Here is a 19,564-nt window from a genome sequence, read left to right on the forward strand (position 1 = left end):
ATACAGTAGATTCCATGCCCACTCCGGAATATATCCAGGACCTTCGCCGCGACATCGGGCATAAGGAGCTTCTGCTGCCGGCTGTCACCGCAGTGGTGCTCCGGCGGGTGGGCGAGGACGCCGCCCCGTTAGCTGATCCTGAGGTGCTGCTGGTCAGACGTGCCGATAACGGAGACTGGAGTGCCACCTCAGGCATCCTCGAACCCGGGGAAAGCCCGGCGACCGCGGCGGTGCGGGAGGTCGCCGAAGAAACGGGTGTGAGCGCGCGGCCGGTGCGGGTGGCCAGCGTGGCCGACCACGGATTGGTCGTCTACCCCAATGGTGACCGGTGCCGATTCACCGACATATGCTTCGAGATGGAGTATGTCTCCGGCGCACCCCGAGTGGCAGACGATGAGTCGACCCAGGTGGGGTGGTTCTCGACGTCGGAGCTGCCGGAGCCCCTCACCCGGCAGCATCGACAGAGCATCGCGGCCGCGCTGGACGCCGGAGCCCCGACCGCCTTCGACCCTTAGCCTGCGAGCGCGCGCTCGGTGATCCGCTCAGCGTGCCGCAGCAGCGGCGCGTCGACCATGCTGCCGCGGAACTGGAAGGCACCGCCATGGTGTCTGGACTCCTCCAGCAGAGCGGCAGCGTACTCCGCCTCCTCCGCGGTCGGACGGTACGCCTGCCGAATAGTGCTGACTTGGCTGGGGTGGATACAGGCCTTGGCCGCGAATCCGCTGCCCACCGCGTCGGCTGCTTCCGCCGCCAATCCCGCAGTGTCGGAAATATCAGCGTAGATCGCATCCACTGCGGCCTTCCCGCGGGAGGCTGCGGCCAGCAGGATGGTGCTGCGCACGTGCCGGGCGATGTCCCGGTAGGTTCCGTCAGCGTGCCGCGAGGATGTCCCGCCGAGCGAGACCACGAGGTCTTCCGCGCCCCACATGATGGCGGTGGTGGCCGGGTGCTCGGCGATCTGCGCGGCTGCGGCCGCCCCGGCAGCGGTCTCACACAGCGCAATCACCCCGGCATGAGGCAGGCTGCGGTGCACCGCCTGGATATCCTCGGCACTCTCAGTCTTGGCGAGCATGATGTGTGGTGGCTGATGAGTGCTCAGCATCTGCATGTCAGCAGCGAAATCCGCGCCTGCGCTGGGATTGACCCGCACCACGGTGCGCCGCGCGGTTGCCGCATCAGCGCCGTGGAGATAGTCGGCGACCGCCTCACGAGCCCGGGTGCGGTCGGCCGGGGCCACCGCATCTTCGAGGTCGAGGATCACCGCGTCTGAGCGCTCGGCGGCTTTGGCGAACCTGTCCGGTCGGTCGGCCGGACAGAACAGCAGCGCAGGGCCCAGCAGGAACCCCGCGGTCTCACGTGTGCTCATGATGCTCCTTCATCCACATCAGCACGTGGCGGGTGCACTCGGCCACCACCGTGCCGTCCTGGTTGCGTCCGGTATGTCTGACGGTGACAATACCTTGGCCCGGCCGAGAGGCAGAGGCGCGCTTGCGCAGAATCTCAGATTCGGAGTAGAGCGTATCCCCCGGGTAGAGCGGGTGCGGGAAGTTCACCGACTCGAACCCCAGATTGGCCACAATAGTTCCCTGAGTCAGCTGTGCTACGGAGGAGCCCACCAGGGTGGCCAGAGTGAACATCGAGTTCACTAGCGGCCTGCCGAAGGGCTGCTCCGCGGACCAGTGCGCGTCAAGGTGCAGCGACTGGGTGTTCATGGTCAGGGTGGTGAAAAAGACGTTGTCCGCCTCGGTGACGGTGCGCCCCGGCGCGTGTTTGAACACCGTACCGACCTCGAGCTCATCAAAGTACAGCCCGCGCTGCTGGACGGTGCCCATCTCAGGACAGCCCCAGCGAGCGGGCGATGAGCATCAGCTGCACTTCAGTGGTGCCCTCACCGACTTCGAGGATTTTGGAGTCTCGGTAGTGGCGCGCCACCGTGTATTCGTTGATGAATCCGTAGCCGCCGAAGATCTGGGTGGCGTCCCTCGCGTTGTCCATGGCTGCCTCCCCTGCGACGAGCTTGGCGATCGAAGCCTCAGTCTTGAATGGCTTTCCTGCAGCCATGCGGGCGGCAGCCTCGTAGTAGGCCAGTCGCGCGGTGTGCGACCGGGCCTGCATTCGGGCGATCTTGAAGGAGATGCCCTGGTAGGCGCTGATGGCTGAGCCGAAGGTCCGGCGTTCCTTCGCGTATCGGACCGCCTGATCCACACAGCCCTGAGCAGCGCCGGTGGCGAGGGCCGCGATGGCGATGCGCCCCTCGTCGAGGATCCCCAGGAAATTCGCATAGCCGCGGCCGCGCTGACCCAGCAGATTCTCCTCCGGGACCCGGCAGGTGGTGAAAGAGAGCGGATGGGTGTCGGATGCGTTCCACCCGACCTTGTCATAGCCGGGCCCCACGGCGAATCCGTCGGTCCCGGAAGGAACGATGATCGTGGAGATCTCTTTCTGACTGGTGCCGTCACTCGCCTGCGAGGTGCCGGTCACGGCGGTCACCGTCACCAGAGAGGTGATGTCAGTGCCTGAGTTGGTGATGAACTCCTTGGTCCCGTCGATCACCCACTCCCCGCCGTCCAGACGTGCGGTGGTCTTGGTCCCGGACGCATCGGAGCCGGCGTCGGTCTCAGTCAGGCCGAAACCCGCCAGACGCTGCCCGCTGAGCAGGTCCGGCAGCCACCTCTGCTTCTGCTCCTCGGTCCCGTACCGGTAGATCGGCATCGCCCCCAGCCCGACGCCGGCCTCAAGCGTGATCGCCACCGACTGGTCGACTTTGGCGATCTCCTCCAACGCCAGGCACAGCGCCAGATAGTCGCCGCCCTCACCCCCGTACTCCTCGGGAAAGGGGAGCCCGAAGAGCCCCATACTGCCCATTTGGGCGATGACCTCATAGGGGAAGCTGTGTGCGGCGTCGTGCTCGGCCGACACTGGGGCGATGACCTGCTCGGCAAAATCTCGCACCGACTCGGCCAGCGCTTGGTGGTCTTCGGACAGCAGCTGCGTCATGTCTCTAGTCCTTGCTCTTGGGAGGAGGGATCGGCTTCCACGGTGGCCAGCACCTGGCCCAAACGAACTGTCTCGCCTGCTCTGACGTGCAGCCGGACCGTGCCGGGAAGCGGTGCAGTCAGGGGGTGTTCCATCTTCATCGCCTCCACCGTCACCAGCCGGGCGCCGGCGGGGACCTGGTCGCCGGAGCTGACGGCCAAGGAGACCACCGTTCCGGGCATCGGGGAGGTGACCTCTGGAACGGCGTCGACGGATTCGGCCTCGATCAGCCGCAGCTGACGGTGTGTCTGGGCCTCCTGGTCCAGCACGGTGACCATGCCGGTGAACCCATCAGCTGTAATCCATACCTGGGCGCCCTCTCGGGTGCGCGGCCCCGCACTGAGGTGGACCCGCGCGGTGGTCTCTGCGGTGCGCAGCAGATAGGACCCCGGGTGCTCACCGCGGTGGAGCTGGATATCACCGCCGACGACGACGTCGAACAGTTCCTCGGCTGCCCCCGGGCGCTGCCACAGCACTTCCACGGTCCGGGCATGGGGAGCAGTCAGCCGCCACCCGTCGCGCTGCCATCCGCGGGGACCGGTGCGCTCTGCGGGGGGAACCTCCGCAGGCCCGAGGTGGGAGGCAAAGATGGCTGCGGCGGCAGCGTGGTGCTGCTGGGGGCCGGGGCTCTGTAGGTCCGGCAGCTTCCGCTCGATCATCGTGGTGTCCAGGCGTCCGGCCCGCACATCCGGATCCGCGGTCAGCTGCAGCAGATACTGGGTATTGGTCGTCACCCCGTGGACGACGGTGTCCGCCAAAGCGTGCTGCAGCCGGGACAGAGCCTGGGCGCGGTCAGCACCGGTGGTGATGACTTTGGCAAGCATGGGATCGTACTCGGTGCCCACCTGCAGCCCGTGGACCAGCGCAGAGTCCACCCGGACCCCTGCGCCCCGGGGCTCAGCGAGACCGATGATCTCACCGGTGCTGGGCATGAACCCCGCTTCAGGGTCTTCGGCGTAGATGCGAGCCTCCACGGCGTGACCGGTCAGGGCGATGTCCTGCTGGCGCAGCTCCAGCGGCTCCCCGGCAGCGATTCTCAGCTGCTGCTCCACAAGATCCACCCCGGTGACCTGCTCAGTAACTGGGTGCTCCACCTGCAGCCGGGTGTTCATCTCCATGAAGTGGAACTTCTCCGGCTCCTCATCGGAGACCAGGAACTCGACGGTGCCCGCCCCTCGGTAGTTGACGCTGCGAGCGGTGTCGACCGCCGCCTGGCCGATCCGGTCCCGGGTGGCCTCATCCAACAGGGCGGAGGGCGCTTCTTCGATAATCTTCTGGTGGCGCCGCTGCAGGGAGCATTCCCGTTCCCCCAGGTGGACCACATTGCCGTGATTGTCGGCCAGTATTTGGACCTCAATGTGCCGGGGTGACCGGATGAGCTGCTCGATGAAAAGCGTGTCGTCGCCGAAGCTCGCCGCGGCCACCCGCCGGGCGGCGGCCAGGGACTCAGGCAGGTCGGCCGCCTGCTCCACCACCTGCATTCCTTTGCCCCCGCCTCCCGCAGAGGGCTTGATCAGCAGCGGGTACGTCAGTGTCTTGGCGGCCGCAATGAGCTGCTCATCGGTGAATCCCGGCTCACCGATGCCCTCGACCAGCGGCACGCCGGCCTGGGCGACGTGGTCCTTGGAGCGGATCTTATCGCCCATCACTTCCAGGGCGTGTTCACCGGGACCGACGAAAACCAGGCCAGCCTCGGCGCAGGCACGGGCAAACCGCACATTCTCGGACAGGAACCCATAGCCGGGGTGGATGGCCTCAGCACCGGACTGCTGTGCTGCAGCGATGACCGCGTCGATGTTCAGATAGGACTCAGCCGCCGCTGCAGGGCCCACGCACACAGCGCGGTCGGCTGCGCGCACGTGCTTTGCCGCGGCGTCGGCTGCTGAGTAGATCGCCACGGCGGTGATGCCCAGTCGTTTGAGAGTCGTGATGACCCGGTATGCGATTTCGCCGCGGTTGGCGACCAGAACAGTGCTGAACATGAGTCTCCCTACATCCGGAACAGACCGAAGCTGGTCTCAGGCAGGGGTGCGCGGGAGCAGGTCCCGAGAGCCATCGCGATCACTCTGCGGGTGTCGGCAGGATCTATCACGCCGTCGTCCCACAGCCGTGCGGTGGAGTAGTACGGCTGTCCCTGAGCCTCATACTTCTGCCGGATCGGTGTGGTGAAGGCTTCCTCCTCCTCCGCCGGCCACTGGTGCCCGGCGGCCTCAAGCTGATCGCGTTTGACAGTCGCGAGGACTGACGCCGCCTGCTGGCCGCCCATCACGGAGATGCGCGCATTGGGCCACATGAACACAAACCGCGGCGAGTAGGCCCTGCCGCACATGGAGTAGTTGCCCGCACCGAAGGACCCGCCGATGACCACGGTGATCTTCGGGACCCGGGTGGTGGCCACCGCGGTGACCATCTTGGCCCCGTTCTTCGCGATGCCCCCGGCCTCGTAGTCACGGCCCACCATGAACCCAGAGATGTTCTGCAGGAACAGCAGCGGAATGCCGCGCTGGTCGCAGAGCTCGATGAAGTGCGCTCCCTTGAGTGAGGATTCGGAGAACAGGATGCCATTGTTGGCCACGATTCCCACCGGGTGACCGTCGATGTGAGCGAAGCCGGTGACCAGGGTGGTGCCGTAATTGCGCTTGAACTCGTGGAACGCGCTGTCGTCGACCAATCGGGCGATCACCTCGCGCACTTCCCAGGGCTGGTTCACGTCGGTGGGGATAATGCCGTAGAGATCCTCGGCCTGGTGCCGCGGCGGCAGCGGCTCCTGAGTCTTCCACGCGCGGGCCTCCGGCGGGGGCAGGGTGGCTACGATGTCGCGGATGATCTGCAGCGCGTGGTCGTCATTCTCTGCCAAGTGGTCTGCCACGCCGGATTCGGAAGTGTGCACGCGCGCACCGCCGAGCTCCTCCGCGGTCACCACCTCGCCTGTGGCGGCCTTCACCAGCGGCGGGCCGCCGAGAAAGATCGTGCCTTGATTGCGCACAATGACCGACTCATCGCTCATGGCCGGCACATAGGCACCACCGGCAGTGCAGGAGCCCAGCACTGCGGCAAGCTGCGGGATCTTCTTGGCCGAGAGTCTGGCCTGATTGTAGAAGATCCGGCCAAAGTGCTCCCGGTCCGGGAAGACTTCGTCCTGCATCGGGAGGAAAGCCCCGCCAGAATCCACCAGGTAGATGCAAGGGAGGCGGTTCTCCTCAGCGATCTCCTGGGCACGCAGGTGCTTCTTCACGGTGAGCGGGAAATACGTCCCACCCTTGACGGTGGAGTCATTGCACACGATCATCACCTGCCGCCCGTGCACCAGCCCAATTCCGGTGATCAGCCCCGCGGCGGGGGCGGCGTCGTCGTACATGCCGTGCGCAGCCAGGGCACCGACTTCCAGAAAAGGGCTGCCTTCATCCAGCACGCGGTTGACCCGGTCCCGCGGCAGCAGCCTGCCACGGTCAATGTGGCGCTGACGGGACTTCTCCGGCCCGCCGAGCGCGGCTCGGGACAGGTGCTCCTGGAGCTGGGCGACAAGCTGACGGTTCGCAGCAGCGTTCGAGGTGAAGTCCGCGGACTGAAGGTCAGCTGTGCTCAGCAGTGACTCCACTGTGGATATCCTCCCGATCACGCTCACCGAGCAAGATTTTGAGTTAACGTTGACTAACTGAAATCTAACTTAGTGGCGGTGATCACGTTTGTCCAGCATGCCCGAACCCCCGCCGAAGACGCGACGGCAGACCGAAAAGGAGCAACGATACCGAGACCTCCTGGAGGCCGCGGGCCGATTGTTCGGCACCTATGGCTACGCTTCGGTGGCCCTGGACGACATTGGGAGCCAGGTGGGGGTCTCCGGGCAGGCCATCTACCGGCACTTCAGGGGCAAGCAGGACCTGCTCGGGCGGTTGCTGCTGGACAGCAGCTCGAAGCTGCTGGCGGGCGGACGGCGCATTCATCAGCAGCACCCGGAGGCGCAGGAGCAGCTGGAGCAGCTCATTGACTTCCACGTCGCCTTCGCATTGGAGTCACCCGAGATCATCCGTGTCCAGGAGCAGGAGATGCCCCAGCTGGTGGACGCTGACCGCTCCGCGGTGCGGCAGATGCAGCGGGAGTACCTCGAGATCTGGAGTGGCGTGATCGCACGGCTGCATCCTGAGATTGACAGTATTGAGCTGCGCACCCGGATCCATGGAGGCTTCGGGCTGATCAATTCCACCGCGCACTCCATGAAACATGCCTATCGGCGCCCGCCCACCGGGGACGAGGTCGCCGCCATCGCACCCACCCTGGCAGCCATGGCGCGAGCCGCGCTGCGATGCCGCGTCCCCCGCTCGGAAGAGTGAAGGGCAGCCCGAACCGGAACACCTCTTGGTGACTCAGGTCACACGCTGCTACGTTTGGGTTACACGGCGTTAACTCAATTGCTGGAGGTGAATCACGGTGACTGCGACGGCCGCCAGCGGTGCGCCCTTGACCCGCTCCCACGACGTGGGACCCACTGATACTCCCCTGCTGGAGCACACCATTGGCGAAGCGCTGCGGGACAGCGCGGCACGCTATACCGAGCGGGAGGCCCTGGTGGATGTCAGCGCCGGGCGGCGTTGGAGCTATGGGCAGTTCCGTCAGGATGTCCGCCGCCTGGCCACTGGTCTGCACCGGGCAGGAGTGCGGCAGGGCGACCGCGTCGGCATCTGGGGACCCAACAGCTGGGAATGGACGCTGACTCAGTTCGCCACAGCAGAACTGGGCGCGATCCTCGTCACGATCAACCCCGCGTATCGCCAGCACGAAGTGAACTATGTGATCGAGCAGGCGGGTGTCACTGCGGTGATCTCCTCAGACGCCTTCAGGACACAGGACTACCCGAAGATGCTGGAGGCTGCCGGGGACTTCACGGTCAAGGCCATTATGGGCCGGTCCAGTTGGAGGGATCTGATGTCCGCGGAGGCCGATGAGGATCTCCTCGATGAGATCGCGGCGGGGCTGGATCCCAACGACCCCATCAATATCCAGTACACCTCTGGGACCACCGGCTTCCCCAAGGGCGCGACGCTGACGCACCGCAATATCCTCAACAACGGGTTCTTCGTCGGAGAAGTCAACCGCTATTCCCCCGCCGACCGGATCTGCATCCCAGTACCCTTCTACCACTGCTTCGGCATGGTGATGGGCAATCTCGCCGCCATCACCCACGGCTCAGCCATGATCATCCCCGCCGCCGCATTTGATCCCCGGGCCACGCTGCAGACAGTGGAGCGGGAACGCTGCACCAGCCTCTATGGTGTGCCGACGATGTTCATCGCCGAGCTGGGCCTGGAGGACTTCAGAAGCTTCGACCTCAGCACACTGCGGACCGGCATCATGGCCGGCTCTCCGTGTCCCGAGGAGATCATGCGCCAGGTGATCGAACAGATGAACATGTCCGAGGTGACCATCTGCTACGGCATGACAGAAACCTCGCCGGTCTCCCTGCAGACCCGTCCTGAGGATGCTCTGGATCTGCGGGTATCAACAGTGGGGCGGGTGGTACCCCACGCGGAAGTCAAGATCGCCGACCCGGTCACCGGGGAGACCCTCCCGGTCAACACCGACGGGGAGGTCTGCACCCGCGGCTACCTGGTGATGAAGCAGTACTGGAACAACCCTGAGAAGACTGCCGAGGCCATTGACGGCGACCGCTGGATGCACACCGGGGACCTGGGCCGGATGGACCCACAGGGGTATGTCAAAGTGACCGGGCGCATCAAAGACATGGTGATCCGCGGCGGGGAGAACATCTACCCGCGTGAGATCGAGGAGTTCCTCTACACCCACCCTGACATCATCGATGCCCAGGTGATCGGGGTTCCCGACCCCGCCTACGGCGAGGAGCTCATGGCGTGGGTGAGGCTTCGCGAGGATGCGCCCCGGCTGACCGTTGAAGACTTGCGGACGTTCTGCCACGGTGTCCTGGCACGCTACAAGATTCCGCGGTATCTCGCGGTGGTGGGCGAGTTTCCCACCACGGTGACCGGGAAAGTGCGGAAGGTCCAGCTGCGGCAGCAGGCCCTGGAGCTGCTGGCCACCCCGGGCGCCGTCGACGACGCCAAAGCCTCCACGGCGGCACAGGACTCCCCATAGTCTGGAGCCCCGCGCCGCCGGGAGCCCTATCCGGGGTGAGTCATGGACATGACATCGAGGGCTTGGTCGAGCTGCTCCTGCGTCAGCTCCCCCCGCTCCAGGTAGCCCAGATCCACCACTGCATCGCGGACGGTGAGCTTGTTCTTCACCGCATGCTTGGCGATCTCGGCGGCAGCTTCATAGCCGATGTGCTTGTTCAGCGGTGTCACCACCGAGGGTGAGGCGCCCGCCAGGAAGGCGCACCGTTCCTTATTGGCGCTGAGCCCGCTGATCATCTTGTCGGCCATCACCCGTGAGGTATTGGACAGCAGGCGGATGGACTCCAGCAGATTGGCGGCCATCACGGGGATGCCGACATTGAGCTCGAAGGCACCATTGGTGCTGCTCAGTGCCACGGTGGCGTCATTGCCGACCACCTGGGCGCAGACTTGGATCGCGGATTCGCAGATCACCGGGTTGACCTTGCCGGGCATGATGGATGATCCCGGCTGCAGATCGGGGATGGCCAGTTCGCCCAGACCGGTGTTGGGCCCGGAGCCCATCCAGCGCAGGTCATTGTTGATCTTCATCAGCGAGTAGGCAATGTTGCGCAGCTGACCCGAGGCCTCCACCAGCCCATCCCGATTGGCCTGGGCCTCGAAGTGATCACGGGCTTCGGTCAGCGGCAGGCCGGTATCCTTCGCGAGGTTCGCAATGGCTTTCTCTGCAAACCCCAGCGGTGTATTGATACCGGTTCCCACGGCAGTGCCGCCCAGCGGCACTTCAGCCACCCGAGGCAATGAGGAGTCAATGCGCTCGATTCCGTACCGCACCTGGGCGGCGTATCCGGAGAATTCCTGGCCGAGGGTGACCGGCGTGGCATCCATGAGGTGGGTGCGGCCGGACTTCACGATCTCTGCGAACTCCCCGGCTTTCTCCTCCAGGGCTTCTGCCAAGTGCGCCAGAGCGGGCTTGAGGTCATTGATCAGCGCCGAGGTGGCTGCCACGTGCACGCTGGTCGGGAAGACGTCATTGGAGGACTGGGAGGCGTTGACGTGGTCGTTGGGGTGAACTTCCTTCTCCGAGCCCTGCTCCGCGAGGTAGCGGTTGGCCAGAGTGGCCAAGACCTCGTTGGTGTTCATATTGGAGCTGGTGCCGGAGCCGGTTTGGAAGACATCGATCGGGAAGTGCTCATTGAGCTCCCCGGAGGCCACCTGATCAGCTGCTTTGACGATCGCTTCGGCGAGTTCAGCATCGAGGACTCCGACTTCAGCGTTGGCCTGTGCTGCAGCTTTCTTCACCCGAGCCAGCGCCTCAATATGGGCAGGCTCCAGGGTGCGCCCGGAGATCGGGAAGTTTTCGACCGCGCGCTGGGTCTGCGCGCGGTACAGGGCATGCGCGGGCACCCGGACCTCGCCCATGGTGTCGCGCTCGATTCGGTATTCGTTCTCAGTGGAAGCATCGCTCATGTGCTCATCCTAACCTCAGGGTGGAGTCAGGGCTGGATCGGGGACCTGAGGCACCGGCGGATCCGTACCATAGGAGTATGGCCTCCCAGGATTCCGCCCATTCCATCGGCAATGACTTGATGACTGCCATGCGGCGGACATTCGTGCCGGTGCTCCTGCCGCTGCTGGCGATGTGGGTGCTGTTCGTGGTGTCGATCCTGCTGGGAAACTGGTTCAACCGGACCCTGGCGCTTCAGGCACGCGATCTCAGCGGACTGATCGGCATCATATTCATGCCGCTGCTGCACGGCGGCCTGGGCCACCTGATCGGCAACACCATGTCGTGGGTGGTGCTGGGCGGAATGACGTCGTTGCTGACCCGGCGGTTCACCACAGTGATGGTGAGCCTGTGGCTGCTGTCCGGGGCGCTGCTGTGGGTCATCGGCACTCCATGGGTCTGCCACGCCCCTGAAGGCACCAGCTGCGTGGTCAATCACATCGGCGCCTCTACGGTGGTCTACGGCTTCGCCGCCTTCATTGTCACCTACGCGATCCTCGCCCGTCGCTTTCTGGCCATGCTTTTCGGGCTCTTCGTCGCGTTCGTCTACGGAATCACCATGCTCCTGGGCATGCTTCCGGTCACCCCCGGGGTCTCCTGGACAGGGCACCTTGCCGGTGCTGCGGCGGGCGTGGCCGTGGCTTTCTTCTTCACCCAGGAGGCTCGAGCGCAGCGCCGGCGGCCCACCTCCGCGGGCCCGCAGCTGCAGTCCTAGTTCTCCTCGAGCAGCTCGGTGACCAGCGCGGCGATCCGGCTGCGCTCCGAGCGGGTCAGCGTAATGTGCCCGAAGAGCGGATTCCCCTTGAGAATCTCCACCACCGCAGCCACACCATCGTGCCGTCCGACTCGCAGGTTGTCCCGCTGGGCGACATCATGAGTCAGCACAATCTTCGAGTTCTGGCCCATGCGGGACATCACTGTCAGCAGAACGTTCTTCTCCAAGGACTGGGCCTCGTCGACGATCACCCAGGCATCGTGGAGGGAGCGGCCTCGAATGTGGGTCAGCGGCAGCACCTCCAGCAGGCCCCGCGCCATGACCTCTTCGAGGACGTTCTCACTGACCAGTGCCCCGAGGGTGTCGTAGACGGCTTGGCCCCAGGGGTTCATCTTTTCCGCCTCGGACCCGGGCAGGTAGCCCAGCTCCTGCCCGCCCACGGCGTAGAGGGGACGGAAGACGATGATTTTCTTGTGCTCCCGGCGTTCCAGCACCGCTTCGAGCCCCGCGCACAGGGCAAGCGCTGACTTTCCTGTCCCGGCCCGGCCCCCCATGGAGACAATCCCGATGTCTCGGTCGCAGAGCATGTCGATGGCCAGACGCTGCTCGGCAGACCGCCCGTGGAGGCCAAAGATCTCCCTGTCTCCGCGCACCACCTGAACGTACTTTCGGCTATCGGTCTCCGCCTTGACCCGACCCAGGGCGGATCCGTGACCGGACTGGATGACCAAACCCGCGTTGGCAGGGAGGTCGTTGACGGCGTCGAGCTCAATGTGTTCGCCGTCGTAGAGTTCCCCCACCTGTTCCTCTGTGGCGCTGATCTGCACCACACCGGTCCACCCGGAATCCAGCACCAGCTCATTGCGGTATTCCTCTGCTGCCAGGCCCATGGCAGAGGCCTTCACCCGCATCGGAAGGTCCTTGGAGACCACAGTGACGTCGCGGCCCTCATCGGCGTAGCTTTTTGCCACCGCCAGGATGCGCGAGTCATTGTCACCCTGCCGGAACCCCGCCGGCAGGACGATCTCACTGACGTGGTTGAGCTCCACCAGGAGTCTGCCGCCTTCCTCATTGAGCGTCAGAGAACCGTTGAGCCCACCGTGTTTGACCCGCAGCTCGTCCAGCAGCCGCAGCGCCGCTCGCGCGTAATAGCCCAGATCCGAGTCGTGGCGCTTCTTCTCCAGCTCAGAGATCACGACGATGGGGATGATGACCTCATGCTCGGCGAAGCGCAGCGCCGCTTTTGGGTCCGAGAGCAGCACGGAGGTGTCGAGGACGTAGGACTTTCGTGCCACCTCGGCAACGACGTCATTGTCCACAGCAGCGTTGGGAGTGGTGTTGAGAGCGGCCACAGTATCTCCAAACAGGGATTGGCTGCGCGGGGAGGGCAGCGAGTCCCACAGCTGAGCAGCTGATGGCGGCGGCCGTGTCGTCGTCGAACTCTTCCCCAAGTTCGCCGTCCTCGACCGTGTCGTCCCAGTACTCGGCTGCAGGATCTGGTGCGTCCCCGCAACAGTTCTCGGATGGGTGGCGGTGGGTCCGCAGCCGATTCCGCGGCCAGGGACCGTACCGGCCCCATCTGCCGTGTGGCATCAAGCTGTGGGCCTTCCGGTCAGTGTTCTGACATTTCCTAATGTAGACCTGGGCGGCAGTTCGGGTGCGCCAACACACCGAACCTCTAGTTCCGTTACTGGCCGAATCGCCGTTTGCGGTTCGCGTAGTCGCGGACCGCCCGGAGGAAGTCGACGCGGCGGAAGTCCGGCCACAGTGCCTCAGCAAAGTAGAACTCCGAATAGGCCGACTGCCACATCAGGAACCCGGAGAGCCGCTGCTCCCCTGAGGTGCGGATGATCAGGTCCGGGTCCGGCTGGCCGCGGGTGTAGAGCCACTCCCCGATCTCCGCCGGGGTCAGCGATTCCGCCACGTCTGCCAGGCTCCGCCCCTGCTTGTCCGCAGTGCGCATCAGGTCCTTGACGGCGTCGACGATCTCCTGCCGACCCCCGTAGCCGACGGCGACATTGATGTGGACGCACGGTTGCTCACCAGCGGCTTCGGCACTGTCGCTGCGCCACTGCGGATCGACCCGCGGTATGGCACCGGTTGCGGTGGTCACGTCCCAGAGTTTGGTGGCCAGCGGCTCCGGCAGCAGCTCGGGCTGGCCCACCGGGTGGACACGGACCGGCCGGCCCCCGGGCCTGGCATCGGCGAGCCGATCCAGCGTGTCACTGATGATCCTCATCAGGTGCTCCAGCTCCTCATCGGAGCGCCCCATGTTCTCTGTGGAGAGCATGTAGAGCGTCACCGTGGGGATCCCCAGCTCGGCACACCAGCCGATGAACTCCACGATCTTGTCCGCTCCTGCGAGGTGTCCGTCGGCAGTGTGGGCACCGGCCAGCCGCGCCCACCGCCGATTCCCATCGACCATGACCGCGATGTGCTTCGGCAACCGGCAGGACTTGAGATCACTGAGCACGCGCCGCTCGTAGACGGCGTAGGCCATGTCCGTCAGGCCCCGCAGCGAGCGCTTCACCGGTCCGCGTTCAGTCACGGAACCACTGTAGGCGATGGGGTTGCCGCCCGCTTTCGCACAGTATGTTACTGAACAGTACCCTCGGTGGCTAGAATGAGGGAATGGCTCCCACCACCGCCTCCGCAGAACGTGTTGCCCCAGCCGATCAGCTCCTCGACACCGATATTGCCGTGAAACCGCGTATGCGCGGGTGGCTGCATGCTGGCATGGTGCCCCTGGCGCTGGCGGCCGGGATTGTGGTGGTCGTTTTGGCACCCACCAGCTCCTTGCGCGTGGCTGCTGGGATCTACGCGGTGACCGGGCTGGTGCTTTTTGCCGTGTCTGCGATTTATCACTTGGGGCGTTGGTCACCTGCGATGGCGCGGGTGCTCAAACGCCTGGATCACACCAATATTCTGCTCATCATCGCCGGGACCTACACCCCGATGACGCTGGCTCTGTTGGAGGACCCGCAGCGGAGCATCCTGCTGACCGCTGTATGGGCCGGTGCGCTGGGCGGGGTAGCGTTCCGGCTGTTCTGGACTGACGCGCCGCGTTGGCTGTACACGATCTTCTACATCGTGCTGGGACTTGCCGCCGTCTGGTTCATCGGCGACTTCTTCGCCGCTGACCTCACCTCCGCGGTGCTGATCTGCGCCGGAGGCGCGGCCTACATCACCGGGGCGGTTTTCTACGCGATGAAGCGCCCGAACATCTCAGCGGCGTGGTTCGGCTTCCACGAGCTTTTCCACGCCTGCACACTGGTGGGCTTCATCTGCCACTATGCGGCGATCCTGGTGGCCATCAGCTGATTCCAGCCAGCGCGCCCCGGACCGTCTGCGCCGGGGCCAGGCACACTCCTCCGCCCGGTCCGGTCAGACACACGCTGAGCGCCAACTGCTGCTCCGGACCGACGACGGCGCTCTCCCCCAACTGCTCCAGAGGGATCCCCAGCAGCGCGCCGGCTCGCCTGACTTCCGCCAGGTCCGCCGCGGTGGCGCTGAGGATGCGGAACGCTGGCGACCCCACCGCCGCCCGGCGTGCGGCCGTGAGGGAACCTCCGGCGGCAAGCGGTGCCTGGGGTGCGACCACTGGTACGTGGTGGAGAATGTCTGCCGGGTCCAGTACCGCAGCATGCTGCAGCGCCGCCGACGTCTGCAGAGCTTGGGCCAGGGCAGCGATGCTGCTGGGCTCCGGTCCGTCCACCGGGGAGGCGAGCTGCGGACCAGTCTGACCCGGGGCCGCTGACTCCTCGAAAGTATCGGCGAGGGTCAGGGCGTCGTCGTCGGTACTGCGCTGCACAGCGCGAGTGAGGGTCCAGCTCAGGACCTCCTGAGCGCGCCTGCCCCAGGGGTGCTCCCGGCCGGTGCCAACAAGTGCGGAGGCCAAGCTGAAACAGGCATTGGCCACCTGCGCGTGGTCGGCCAGTGTGCCCAGCCGCTCCCCGCGGACGCCGCCGTAGGAGGTGCGGTGGATCCGGGCGCCTTCCGTCTCGGGGACAGCGTGCACCGTCCACAGCGTCTCAGCCAACTGTTCGGCGATACTGAGAACCTCGGCGTCGTCCCACACCATCGCAGCCTCCGCCAGAGAGCGGACGGCTTGGGCGTTCCACGCGGCCACCACCTTGTCGTCGCGGGCCGGCTGCCGGCGGCGGGCGCGGATGCGCTGCAGCTGCGGCAGCACAGCCTCCCAGAGCTCCCGATCGGCACCTGTCAGCGGCTCGTCGAAGTGCACGGTTCTGGGGGTGGCGGCGCTGATGTTCAGCGGGGCGCCAGCGCGCAGCGCATGCTCATCGGCCGGCACGCCCCGGTTCAGCTGTGTCAGCCGGTGTGCTTGGGCGCTGCCGAGCCCGGAGTGAGTGGCGGCCTCATAGAGCTGTTCGTCGCTGAAGAGGTAGGTCGAGCCCTCGGCACGGTGACCTTGGGCGTCTTGAGTGTCAGCGTCCAGTGAGGAGGCCAAGAGTCCGTCTGCGGTGCGCATCCGCTCCATCAGCCAGGTGGTCGTCATCCTGGCGACCCGCTCGGCCCGGGCCTGAACCTCGGAGTCCGCCGCGGGGTGGCGGGAGAGGCGTGTGTAGGCCCCCAGCAGCTGGGCATTGTCGGAGAGCATCTTCTCAAAGTGCGGCAGCTGCCAGGCCTGGTCTGTGGCGTAGCGGGCGAATCCGCCCTCTACGTGGTCGAACAGCGCCGAGCGGGCCATGGCCTCCATCGTGTGCACGGCGAGTCCGCCGGCTCGGTCAGCCGGACCGGTCGGGTCCTCGCGCCTTGCCCAGGCCGACTCCTCGAGCAGCCAGCCCAGCAGCGGGGAGGGCGGGAACTTCGGGGCTGCGCCGAATCCACCGTGCACCGTGTCCTCGTCAGCGATCAGCGCCTGGAGAACCTGGGCGGTGATCGCTGCCATGGCGCGGCTCTCCAGGAGCGGGGCGGCGTCGTCGCCGGGGGTGTGGACCACAGTGGCCAGCTGGGACTGACGGCGCCGCTGTTTGTCCAGCGCCTCAGCGATGGCCACGGCTTGGTCTTGCACCTGCTCGCGGCGCTGGGTCCACGCGTCGTCGACGGCGTGGAGGACCTCTGTGAAGGATGGCACCTGTCCGGCGCGCCGGGGTGGGAAGTAGGTGCCGGCATGGAAGACGCGGCCATCTGGCAGGGCGAAGACGCTCATCGGCCAGCCGCCCTGTCCCGTCAAAGCTTGGGTGGCAGCCATGTAGGCGTCGTCCACATCGGGATGTTCTTCGCGGTCGACCTTAATGCTGACGAACCGGTCGTTGAGAAACGCCGCCACCTCGGGGTCCTCGAAGCTTTCATGGGCCATCACGTGGCACCAGTGGCAGGCGGCATAGCCGATGGAGACGAAGACCGGCACATCCCGCCGCGCTGCTTCGGCGAAGGCTTCGCTTCCCCAGGGCCACCAGTCCACAGGATTGTCCGCGTGTTGACGCAGGTAGGCTGACTGGGCGCTGCTGAGACGCTGTGCCATGACCCCACGGTACCTGGGCTGGCGCGTGTGTCCATGGCCTGCTGACGGCTCCGGGCGAGCTGGATGGGTGAGAGGTGTCGAATCGGCTCGTTCTGAGGATCGAGCGGGCGACGAGAACGAAGGGATCCGACACTTCTCGGCTCGGGGGTGGGTCAGGAGGAGCCGCTGCTGCCGGTCAGGGCGCGTTCGCGGTGGGCGATGGCCCGCCCAATCTCTTCGACCGCCCCGGTGAAGCCGGTCCGTGCGTCGGCGTCGAAATACCGCAGCACCGTCCATCCTCTGGCGAGGAAGAACCGGTCCACCCGCCGGTCCTCCTTGGCCCGGTCCGCGTCGAAGTGACAGGCGCCGTCATACTGGATCGCGATCCGCCATCGCCGGTAGCCCAGGTCTGCACACGGCGAGCGGGGCAGCTGTGGATCCGCAGGAAGCTGCAGCTCCGGCTCCGGCAGGCCTGCGCGGAGCATCGCAAGTCGCAGCAGCGTCTCCTGTGCAGAGTCGGCGCCCACGCGGATCTGCGCAGCGGCGGCGCGGGCGCGGGGCCGGCCTGGGAAGCGGGGGTGGCGATGGAGCACCTCGTGCAGCCCTTCGATGGTGGTGTGCGGTTCGCTGCGGCCCTCAAAGCGGTAGCGAGGCTGGCGCACCAGAGAGTCGCCCAGGATTACGAGCGCCGGGACCGACAGCAGGGCAGCGCATTCACGCCAGAGCCGCTGCGGCCCGCTCATCAGCATCCCCTCCACAGTGCGGAGCTCGTCGGCAGTGGCGGCGGACTTGTGCCCGATGACTCCCTGGCGGCGGGGCAGGTTGGGGCTGGCGCTGGGTACCGACAGGTGGACCGCCTCGTCATCGGCAGCATGCAGCGGCAAGCCCCACAGCTTGGCGGCGGTGGTGTGCGACAACCAGCAGCCGGCCACATCCCGGAGCAGACCGCAGGCGCGGAGGCGCAGCAGGCCCAGCGCGTCCAGCCGCTGCGCAGTCTCCCGGGCCAGGTAGACGCCCGAGCCCAGCTTGACGATGTCAGCGCGCTGCAGCCGCGACTCCGGGATGCCGTGGGCGCGCAGCCGAGGCACGGTCAGTGCAGCGCGGCGAAGCGGGGGCGGCAGCGGTTGGGGGTGGCGCATGACCTCAGCCTGCCGAATTTTCCTCCGGAGCGTGATGGTTATCCACAGCTTGTGAATAACTGGTGGAGAGGGCTGGAAAGGCCGAGAAGTGTCGATTCCCCACGTTCTGACTGGGGCGTGTGGCCTCAGTAACGGCCGGATGTGACACTTGTGCGGGGGTGGGCCCGTCTGCGAGGGCTAGGTGCCGGGGCGGGAGCTAGGCGCGGTCAGCGGGATCCTGGTGACCCGAGGCAGAGGCTGCAGAGCCGAACCGCGCCTCGGCGGCTGCGGTGCGGGCGTGCTGCTGGGCGTCAGAGATGCCGGCAGGGGTGATTTCGCCGGGAAACTCCGGCTCTTCCCCGGAGAGCTCTGCTTCCGCGATGGTGCGGTACTTCATCCGGCGCATGCGTTTGGCGAGGTCGCGGATCACCACGATCAGCATCACCACAATGAGCAGCGTGAAGAGGAAGCCTTCGATTCCGGGGGTGATGTCTGCTTCGCTCAGCCCATCGCGCAGATTGGGCGACTCGCCACCGCCGCCGCCCGGCCACCACTGGGTGAGGGAGCGGACCGACGCGCCGGCAAGAGTGAACACAGCCCTATTCTACGGGTTTCCGCGCAGTCCCGAGAACAGGTCCTTCTCAGGGATGGAGGTCTCCACTTTGGAATCGACCAGGACGAAATCGTCATAGGGCCAGACCTCGCGCAGAAAGTCATTGGGCGTAGCGAAGAAGAAGCCGTCCGGCTCAACCTGGGTGCGGTGGGCCCGCAGGGCGACGTCACGGGCTTCCAGAAAGTCCCCGACCGGTATCTGGGTGGTCACCTCATGGTGAGTCAGCCAATCCGGACGCTCATCGGAGTCCCAGCGCGCCAACCGCTCGCCGAACGGCGAATTGATGCCGGCTGCGATGAGCGCCTCGTGCAGGGCTCGGAACCGGCCCGGGTTGAAGGCCCGGTCATAGTAGAGCTTCTGCGGCTCCCAGGCCTCGCCGCAGTCCGGGTACTTCTCGGGGTCGCCGGCAGCGTGATATGCCTCCAGCGTGGTCTTGTGGCTCATGATGTGGTCCGGATGGGGGTAACCGCCGGACTCGTCATAACACGTCACCACATGCGGCCGGAAGCGGCGGATGAGCCGCACCAGAGGCGCACTGGCCAGGTCCAGCGGCAGAGAGGCGTAGGAGCCGAAGGGCAGTGCCGGCGGCGGGTCCCCCTCCGGCAGGCCCGAGTCGTGGAAGCCCAGCCATACATGCTGCACCCCCAGCGCCTGCGCGGCTTCGGCCATTTCCAGTCGGCGCACTCCGGTGAGATCGCGGTGACACTGCTGGATTTCGGCGGCGGCAGGGTTCAGGAGGCTGCCGGCCTCACCTCCGGTGACGGTCACGACCATCACTTCAGCACCGGCGGCGGCGTACGCCGCCATCATGGCAGCACCCTTAGAGGATTCATCATCAGGGTGGGCGTGCACTGCCAAGAGTCGCAGCCCTTCCGAGTTCGGCACCCCGGCGCTGGCCTGCGGCGCGCGGGCCTCGAGCTCGTCGGCGGCTGCCGCAGCACGAGGGTCATCGGCGGGGACAGCCGGGGATTCCGGGGCGCTTTCAGATGCCGTGGTGTGGTGCATAACCCCATACAATAGTCGCT

17 protein-coding genes are annotated in these 19,564 nt (G+C 66.0%); 5 read left to right on the plus strand and 12 right to left on the minus strand.

What is annotated here, in order from left to right; translation table 11 throughout:
- The first annotated feature begins 14 nt into the window (after positions 1 to 14).
- Entirely contained in the window at positions 15 to 515 is a 501-nt protein-coding gene (locus FEF27_RS06295) for an NUDIX hydrolase (protein WP_138169999.1), read from the plus strand.
- Here the strand turns inward: FEF27_RS06295 and FEF27_RS06300 are convergent.
- The 5 genes from FEF27_RS06300 to FEF27_RS06320 are packed head-to-tail and all read right to left on the minus strand — an operon-like array spanning position 512 to position 6,622.
- Complete coding sequence (locus tag FEF27_RS06300; RefSeq protein ID WP_138170000.1) at positions 512 to 1,366, minus strand: HpcH/HpaI aldolase/citrate lyase family protein; 855 nt, start codon at positions 1,364 to 1,366, stop codon at positions 512 to 514. The genes FEF27_RS06295 and FEF27_RS06300 overlap by 4 nt on opposite strands.
- Positions 1,353 to 1,832, minus strand: a complete 480-nt coding sequence (locus tag FEF27_RS06305) for a MaoC family dehydratase (protein WP_138170001.1) — start codon at positions 1,830 to 1,832, stop codon at positions 1,353 to 1,355. The genes FEF27_RS06300 and FEF27_RS06305 overlap by 14 nt, the downstream gene beginning before the upstream one ends.
- A 1-nt stretch (position 1,833) precedes the next feature.
- Positions 1,834 to 2,997 carry an acyl-CoA dehydrogenase family protein gene (locus FEF27_RS06310; RefSeq protein WP_138170002.1) on the minus strand — a complete coding sequence of 388 codons (1,164 nt, stop codon included), beginning with the start codon at positions 2,995 to 2,997 and terminating at the stop codon, positions 1,834 to 1,836.
- Positions 2,994 to 5,018: an acetyl/propionyl/methylcrotonyl-CoA carboxylase subunit alpha gene (locus FEF27_RS06315; RefSeq protein WP_138170003.1), complete on the minus strand. Its 2,025-nt coding sequence runs from the start codon at positions 5,016 to 5,018 to the stop codon at positions 2,994 to 2,996. Before FEF27_RS06315 ends, FEF27_RS06310 begins: the two co-directional genes overlap by 4 nt.
- Positions 5,019 to 5,026: 8 nt before the next feature.
- The gene (locus FEF27_RS06320; RefSeq protein ID WP_243729126.1) at positions 5,027 to 6,622 is read right to left on the minus strand and encodes a carboxyl transferase domain-containing protein; all 1,596 of its coding nucleotides are present in this window, start codon (positions 6,620 to 6,622) and stop codon (positions 5,027 to 5,029) included.
- A gap of 109 nt (positions 6,623 to 6,731) precedes the next feature.
- Between FEF27_RS06320 and FEF27_RS06325 the strand changes: the two genes are divergently transcribed.
- A complete protein-coding gene (locus tag FEF27_RS06325; protein WP_138170005.1) occupies positions 6,732 to 7,367 on the plus strand; it encodes a TetR/AcrR family transcriptional regulator in 636 nt (211 codons plus the stop codon).
- Between the two features lie 97 nt (positions 7,368 to 7,464).
- On the plus strand, positions 7,465 to 9,144 hold the full coding sequence (locus FEF27_RS06330; protein WP_243729119.1) for an AMP-binding protein: 1,680 nt from the start codon (positions 7,465 to 7,467) through the stop codon (positions 9,142 to 9,144).
- 26 nt (positions 9,145 to 9,170) lie between these two features.
- Here the strand turns inward: FEF27_RS06330 and FEF27_RS06335 are convergent, their stop codons facing one another.
- Positions 9,171 to 10,592 carry a class II fumarate hydratase gene (locus tag FEF27_RS06335; RefSeq protein WP_138170006.1) on the minus strand — a complete coding sequence of 474 codons (1,422 nt, stop codon included), beginning with the start codon at positions 10,590 to 10,592 and terminating at the stop codon, positions 9,171 to 9,173.
- 77 nt (positions 10,593 to 10,669) lie between these two features.
- Between FEF27_RS06335 and FEF27_RS06340 the strand changes: the two genes are divergently transcribed.
- Positions 10,670 to 11,344, plus strand: coding sequence for a rhomboid family intramembrane serine protease (locus tag FEF27_RS06340; protein WP_138170007.1), 675 nt, complete (start codon positions 10,670 to 10,672; stop codon positions 11,342 to 11,344).
- Here FEF27_RS06340 and FEF27_RS06345 read toward each other — a convergent pair.
- Together FEF27_RS06345 and uppS are read right to left on the minus strand one after the other, a co-directional pair.
- Complete coding sequence (locus tag FEF27_RS06345) at positions 11,341 to 12,663, minus strand: RNA 5'-3' helicase PhoH2 (protein ID WP_243729127.1); 1,323 nt, start codon at positions 12,661 to 12,663, stop codon at positions 11,341 to 11,343. The two genes, FEF27_RS06340 and FEF27_RS06345, sit on opposite strands and share 4 nt — an antisense overlap.
- A 368-nt stretch (positions 12,664 to 13,031) precedes the next feature.
- Positions 13,032 to 13,844 carry a polyprenyl diphosphate synthase gene (gene uppS, locus FEF27_RS06350; protein WP_166429939.1) on the minus strand — a complete coding sequence of 271 codons (813 nt, stop codon included), beginning with the start codon at positions 13,842 to 13,844 and terminating at the stop codon, positions 13,032 to 13,034.
- A gap of 131 nt (positions 13,845 to 13,975) precedes the next feature.
- Between uppS and trhA the strand changes: the two genes are divergently transcribed.
- Positions 13,976 to 14,665 carry a PAQR family membrane homeostasis protein TrhA gene (trhA, locus tag FEF27_RS06355; protein WP_138170008.1) on the plus strand — a complete coding sequence of 230 codons (690 nt, stop codon included), beginning with the start codon at positions 13,976 to 13,978 and terminating at the stop codon, positions 14,663 to 14,665.
- Here the strand turns inward: trhA and FEF27_RS06360 are convergent.
- The 4 genes from FEF27_RS06360 to mca form a co-directional block, all read right to left on the minus strand.
- Positions 14,658 to 16,829 (minus strand): thioredoxin domain-containing protein, encoded by a 2,172-nt coding sequence (locus FEF27_RS06360; RefSeq protein WP_166429935.1) that lies wholly within the window; start codon positions 16,827 to 16,829, stop codon positions 14,658 to 14,660. The genes trhA and FEF27_RS06360 overlap by 8 nt on opposite strands.
- Before the next feature lie 152 nt (positions 16,830 to 16,981).
- Positions 16,982 to 17,947 (minus strand): endonuclease domain-containing protein, encoded by a 966-nt coding sequence (locus FEF27_RS13325; RefSeq protein WP_166429936.1) that lies wholly within the window; start codon positions 17,945 to 17,947, stop codon positions 16,982 to 16,984.
- A gap of 196 nt (positions 17,948 to 18,143) precedes the next feature.
- Positions 18,144 to 18,521, minus strand: a complete 378-nt coding sequence (locus FEF27_RS06365) for a hypothetical protein (RefSeq protein ID WP_138170010.1) — start codon at positions 18,519 to 18,521, stop codon at positions 18,144 to 18,146.
- Between the two features lie 9 nt (positions 18,522 to 18,530).
- Positions 18,531 to 19,544, minus strand: a complete 1,014-nt coding sequence (mca, locus tag FEF27_RS06370; RefSeq protein WP_138170011.1) for a mycothiol conjugate amidase Mca — start codon at positions 19,542 to 19,544, stop codon at positions 18,531 to 18,533.
- Between the last annotated feature and the right edge of the window lie 20 nt (positions 19,545 to 19,564).

This window comes from Nesterenkonia sphaerica, assembly GCF_005771565.1.
Taxonomy (GTDB): Bacteria; Actinomycetota; Actinomycetes; order Actinomycetales; family Micrococcaceae; genus Nesterenkonia; species Nesterenkonia sphaerica.

Excerpts from the sequence above, each read along its gene's own strand:
- FEF27_RS06295 (WP_138169999.1), top strand. The coding sequence starts at position 15 with ATGCCCACTCCGGAATATATCCAGGACCTTCGCCGCGACATCGGGCAT.
- FEF27_RS06300 (WP_138170000.1), bottom strand. The coding sequence starts at position 1,366 with ATGAGCACACGTGAGACCGCGGGGTTCCTGCTGGGCCCTGCGCTGCTG.
- FEF27_RS06305 (WP_138170001.1), bottom strand. The coding sequence starts at position 1,832 with ATGGGCACCGTCCAGCAGCGCGGGCTGTACTTTGATGAGCTCGAGGTC.
- FEF27_RS06310 (WP_138170002.1), bottom strand. The coding sequence starts at position 2,997 with ATGACGCAGCTGCTGTCCGAAGACCACCAAGCGCTGGCCGAGTCGGTG.
- FEF27_RS06315 (WP_138170003.1), bottom strand. The coding sequence starts at position 5,018 with ATGTTCAGCACTGTTCTGGTCGCCAACCGCGGCGAAATCGCATACCGG.
- FEF27_RS06325 (WP_138170005.1), top strand. The coding sequence starts at position 6,732 with ATGCCCGAACCCCCGCCGAAGACGCGACGGCAGACCGAAAAGGAGCAA.
- FEF27_RS06335 (WP_138170006.1), bottom strand. The coding sequence starts at position 10,592 with ATGAGCGATGCTTCCACTGAGAACGAATACCGAATCGAGCGCGACACC.
- FEF27_RS06340 (WP_138170007.1), top strand. The coding sequence starts at position 10,670 with ATGGCCTCCCAGGATTCCGCCCATTCCATCGGCAATGACTTGATGACT.
- uppS (WP_166429939.1), bottom strand. The coding sequence starts at position 13,844 with ATGGCCTACGCCGTCTACGAGCGGCGCGTGCTCAGTGATCTCAAGTCC.
- trhA (WP_138170008.1), top strand. The coding sequence starts at position 13,976 with ATGGCTCCCACCACCGCCTCCGCAGAACGTGTTGCCCCAGCCGATCAG.
- FEF27_RS06360 (WP_166429935.1), bottom strand. The coding sequence starts at position 16,829 with ATGGCACAGCGTCTCAGCAGCGCCCAGTCAGCCTACCTGCGTCAACAC.
- FEF27_RS13325 (WP_166429936.1), bottom strand. The coding sequence starts at position 17,947 with ATGCGCCACCCCCAACCGCTGCCGCCCCCGCTTCGCCGCGCTGCACTG.
- mca (WP_138170011.1), bottom strand. The coding sequence starts at position 19,544 with ATGCACCACACCACGGCATCTGAAAGCGCCCCGGAATCCCCGGCTGTC.